General features: G+C 36.4%; 1 protein-coding gene. It reads left to right on the top strand.

The features are described from left to right. Window positions 1–31 precede the first annotated feature (31 nt). Window positions 32–3,461, top strand: a 3,430-nt coding sequence (locus tag AABJ49_RS14190) for a fibronectin type III domain-containing protein (protein ID WP_338378950.1), incomplete at its 3' end; no start/stop codon positions are given.

The raw sequence follows: 3,461 nt of genomic DNA, 5'->3' as shown, positions 1-3,461 counted from the left end.
TTTAGATATAATAGAAAATTCTTGTACTAATATGACATCAACATTTGCGTTAGTGCCAAATTGTAATAGTACAACAGATCCAGATACATTTTATGTAACAGCGAATGTTACAAATATGGGTACGGCAACTTCAATTACAGGAACAAGTACTCCGGCTTCACCAACTGCAGTGCCATCTTTAACTGCACCAGGAATGATGCAATTTGGACCTTTCCCTAACGGAACTAACGTTACAGTACACTTACAGAATGATCAAGACGCAAACTGTTTTAGAGATAGTGCAGTATTTACACAACAATTTTGTCCTTTCACAAATAATTTATGTTCTGGTGCAATACCACTTACTTGTGGAAATACGGTAACACAAACTACTGTAGGAGCAACTACTACTGGAGCACCAACAGGTACTTGTGGTACAACTGGTGGATCAGGTGGATTATGGTACAGTTTTACTGGAACAGGAGAAATAGTTACTTTTTCTTTATGTGGTTCTACTTTCAATACAAAATTACAAGTAGTAACTGGAGCATGTGGCTCATTTACTTGTGTTGCAGGAAATGATAATTTTTGTGGAACACAATCAGAAGTTCAAATATTAACAACATTAGGAACAGACTATTATATATATGTTTATGGTTCTGGAACAGCTCAAGGTGCTTTTTCACTAGCTACAACATGTATACCACAACCACCAATTCCAGCTAATGATAATTGTGATTCTGCTACTAATGTCACTCCAAATAATGATGGAACTTGTGCATTAACCACTCCAGGTACAGTTGCAGGAGCTACGGCATCACCACAAGCTAATACATGTGTTGGTACTGCTGATGATGATGTTTGGTTTTCATTTGTGGCTACTCAAACTTCACACACTATTCAATTGTTAAATGTTGCAGGAACAAATACTGATTTGAATCATGCGGTTTACGAATCAACAAATGCAACAAACCCATGTGGAACATTGACACAAATTGTTTGTAGTGATCCAAATGCAAGTACAGCTTATGGGCTAGTTGTGGGTCAAACATATTTTATTAGAGTTTACACCGCAGTGAATGCTCCATTTCAAAATACAACCTTTAATGTGTGTGTAAGTACACCACCACCACCACCAAATTACTGCGGTGGAGTACATTTTTATGATTCAGGAGGAGCTACAGGTGATTATGCTAATAGTGAGAATACTACAACAACAATTTGTCCTAGTAATCCAGGAGATGTAGTGGTAGTTATTTTTAACTCATTTAATCTTGAAAATAATTTTGATAATTTAAGAATTTATGACGGAAGTAACACTTCAGCACCATTGTTAGGAACATTTACAGGAACAAATTTACCTCCACAATTTATTTCAACTGCAACAAATGGATGTTTAACATTTAATTTTACATCAGACACAAGTGTAGTGAGACCAGGATGGGATGCAACAATTCTATGTGTTCCACCACCAGCATGTCCTCAACCAAACAGTTTATCTGTTTCTGGAGTAAATGCTACAGGAGCTACATTAGCTTGGAATGAGACTGGTACAGCAACAAGTTGGAATGTAGTTGTACAACCAACAGGAACGGGTTACCCAACTGCAGCATCAACAGTAATTCCTGCTTCAACAAATCCATTTACAGTAACAGGATTAAATTCATCTTTTAACTATGAGTTTTATGTACAAGCGGATTGTGGAAGTCCAGATGGAACAAGTTTTTGGTCAGGACCATTCCCGTTCAATACAACTTTTGCAGGGTGTGGTACAAATCCAGCTGCTGGTAATGCATGTGCAACAGCAACACCTATTTGTAATTTAAATGGATATTGTGGAAATACTTCAGCAACATATGGTGATAATTCATGGAGTCAATTAGATACTGCTTTTTGTGGTTCAATTGAAAATAATTCATTTCTTACTTTTGTAGCTACAGCAACATCTATATCTCTTAGTGTTTCAGTTCAGAACTGTGCTAATAATAATGGTATTCAAATGATGATTTTTTCTGCAGCTACTTGTGGTTCAGGACCCGTAACTAGTCTAACGTGTTGGAGTCCTGGTAGTGTACCATCCGGACCAGCTAACGTCTCAGCTAGTGGACTTGTCGTTGGTAATACTTACTACTTAATGATTGATGGTTTCGCAGGAGATGTTTGTGACTATAGTATTAGTGCTACAGGTGGTGGAACTCAGACGAATGTTGAAATAACACCCGCAACTGCAACTGTTTGTTTAGGAAGTTCTATTAACTTAGTGGCTTCTGGAGGTAATGGATCTTTCCTATGGAGTCCTGCAACAGATTTAAATACAACTTCTGGAGCAACTGTTACATATACTCCTACAGCTGTTGGAACTTATGTCATTAATGTTGACTCTACTGATCCAAATCCAACATGTTCTAGTACTAGTAGTACAACGATTACTGTAATTAATAATTTAACAGCAACAATTACTTCTAATAGTCCCGTTTGTATTAATGATAATGCAATATTTACAATTACTGGAACTCCAAATGCCGTTGTAACCTATTCAATAGACGGAGGAAGCACTCAAACTGTTACTTTAGATGCAACAGGAGTAGGTTTAGTTACTGTAAGCGGTGTAACTGCAGATACTACAATTACTTTAAGTAATATAGCAGTAAGCACTTGTACTTCTGTAATTTCAGAGACACATACTGTTACCGTTTTAAGTTCATTAACAGGACCAACAGTTACTTCAAATAGTCCAATTTGTTCTGGTTCTGATGCAATTTTCACTTTAACAGGAGGAAGTCCTAATGGAGTAGTTTCTTACACTATTGACGGTGGTACATCTCAAAATGTAACATTAGATGGTAATGGAGACGCTTCTATAACTGTTATGAATGCTACTAGTGATGTAGTAATTCTTTTAAGTAATATAAATGTTGGAGCATGTAATACTTCACTTTCAGATACATTAACAGTTACAGTTTTATCAGCTTCTACAGCACCTACATTATCGACGAACTCACCTGTTTGTCAAAATTCAGATGCTATTTTTACCATAACTGGAATTCCTAATTCTATTGTAACATATACTATAAACGGTGGAGTTTCATCGAACATTACTTTGGATTCAAGTGGAAATGGAACGGTAACAGAACCTAATATTACTGCGACAACTTCAATTGATTTAAATAATGTGTTTGACGGTAATTGTAATTTATCATTATCTATATCTGATACAGTTACCATAACACCAGCACCGGTGTTAGATCCTGTAGTTAATGTTTCGGCTTGTGATTCTTACGCATTACCTGCTTTAACAGTTGGAAATTATTATTCACAACCAGGAGGTATAAATCCGATAAACGTTTCTAATCCAATAACTTCTTCACAAACGGTTTATGTTTATGCTGAGTCTGGCACGGCTCCATACATTTGTTCATCTGAGGCTAGTTTTACAGTTACAATCAATACAATTACTGCTGATTCACCAGCTGATGTTTCTG

Source organism: uncultured Flavobacterium sp. (assembly GCF_963922255.1).
Classification (GTDB): domain Bacteria; phylum Bacteroidota; class Bacteroidia; order Flavobacteriales; family Flavobacteriaceae; genus Flavobacterium.
Note: the sequence above shows the minus strand (reverse complement) of the source record. Positions and strands in the feature narration are given on the sequence as shown.